The 2,001-nt window shown below is 44.9% G+C and carries 2 protein-coding genes; both read right to left on the minus strand.

What is annotated here, in order from left to right:
• Positions 1–1,178: F-box/WD40 repeat-containing protein (locus tag KDK16_RS13250; protein WP_257276490.1), on the minus strand; the 1,178-nt coding region annotated here is incomplete at its 3' end.
• Positions 1,179–1,457: 279 nt separating this feature from the next.
• Positions 1,458–2,001 (minus strand): WD40 repeat domain-containing protein (locus tag KDK16_RS13255; RefSeq protein WP_257276491.1); only part of this gene is annotated, 544 nt, incomplete at its 5' end.

Genomic DNA, 2,001 nt, shown 5'->3' on the forward strand with positions numbered 1-2,001 from the left:
CAGAAACCATGTTTAATTGTGCCCATTTTTTTCCACGATCCATCAGCCAGCAGGTCACAGATTATCGCTGTACTAGCAAAAGTGATGATGACCAGATGGCAGCTATCGGCACTGAACCGGGCCGAGCGGGCTCCGGACTCGGTTTGAATGGTAGATGTTACTGCCCATAATCCAGCAGCTGACTGACCATGGATTTCAATAACGAAATTTACAGCATAGAAAATTATCATGTGATGGCCATCAGGGCTAAGCCGGGTCGAGCAGATCGTATTTTTATGAAAAGCGTCCTCTAGTTCCCATGATTCATTGTTCCCCCGACCAGTGATTTTCACCGAATCACCAAAACTGGCAGTCACCACGCGGCGACCATCACCAATGAAGGTGGCTGAAACGAGGTAATTATTATGGGTAATGATGGTTTTTTCTTCCCATGAGCCATCGTCCTCCAGACCATATATTTTCGCTGTAGCATCGTGACCGGCGGTTATCAGATAGCGGCCATCGGGGCTAAAAATGGCTGTTCTGACCCATTCATCATGGGTAATGATGGCTTTTCGTTTCCACGAGCCATCATCCTCCAGACCATAGATTTTCGCTGTTTTATCGCGACTGGCGGTTACCAGATGTTGGCCATCGGGGCTGAAATTGGCTTCGTAGACTCTATCACCATGGGTAATTTCGAGTTTTTCCACTAACTCGAATTTTTTACATAGAGTCATCAGTTTACTGTTGGTGAAAAGTAACTGCGCAGGAAAATGAATATTCTCTTGTTGTTTTATGAGCAACTCAATAGTCTCCTTATTTGCAAACGGCTTCAACCAAGCACGGAGTTGGTGCTCATCTTTTGTATTAATGGTGGTCTTCAGTTGATATTGGTGTGGTGAAGGAAACGAAGGAAAACGGCGATTCCATGCTCTTTCCAGAGCTATATTTTGTTTAACAAGATCGCGAAAATATTTGCATACCTTTGCTAACCGGGTAACCTCTCGTAAACCCAGACAGCGAATAATTTTTGAATGTATTAATTCGGGCAACTCTAAGAATGGGGAGTTATTGTTGTGATACAGAGTAACGTCCCTGCTTTCACTGACACCCGTTGCTGCTTCGTCCAGCTGAGTTTGTTCAAATGTTCGCGAGAGCGGTTCGTGTATGCTGAAATTGCTCTTAATAGGGTTCATCCCTGATTTCTCCGTAGCTCCAAATTCAGTATTTATGCTCGCTTGGAAAGGACATTTAAAATGGATTCGATCTGTTGGAGTCGGTTTTATAACAGAAGTTCAAAAAATATTGAGGTCAGTGGAACTCAGTTAAAGAAGAGCACTGATACGGGAAAATAACAGAGAGAAACTTTTTTATTGAGAGCCCGCTGCAAAAGTTGTAGTCAGGTACTCAACATAATGCTGTTTTTAAATCGGTTATCATCAAAAAGACGCTTAATTGCAGGTTGTTTTAGTGGCTTAAACGTCCATCGGATCATCAATCTTTCCTTTGAGTTCAGTGATTCTCGCCTTGTTATCGTGAGTGACGGTGACCACATTTCGGCTATCGGCACTGAAGTTGGCTGAGGTGACTGAACTCTCGTGTCGAATGACGGCTTTTTCTACCCATGTGCCATCAGCCCACAGGCCATAAATTTTCGCCGTGGAATCTAAACTGGCGGTCGCCACAAGGCAACTATCGGGACTGAAGGTGGCTCCATGGATGCAATCTTCGTGGATGATGGCGGCTTTTTTTACCCAGGATCCATCGGCCTGCAGGCCATAGATTTCTGCAGTTCCGCCAACAAAACCGGTGATCAGCAGATGTCGGCTATCGGCGCTGAAGTTGGCTGAGTACAGCCCATAATCATGATCAATTCTGGTTATTTCTTTCCATGATCCATCGTCATGCAGCTTACAGATTTTCGCTGTGCAATCTAAGCTGGTACTTACAAGGTGGCGGCTGTTGGCGCTGAAATGGACGATTTTGCTCTGGTTTCGAATGGTGGCTTTTTCCATCCAT

It is taken from the genome of Endozoicomonas sp. SESOKO4, from assembly GCF_024606275.1.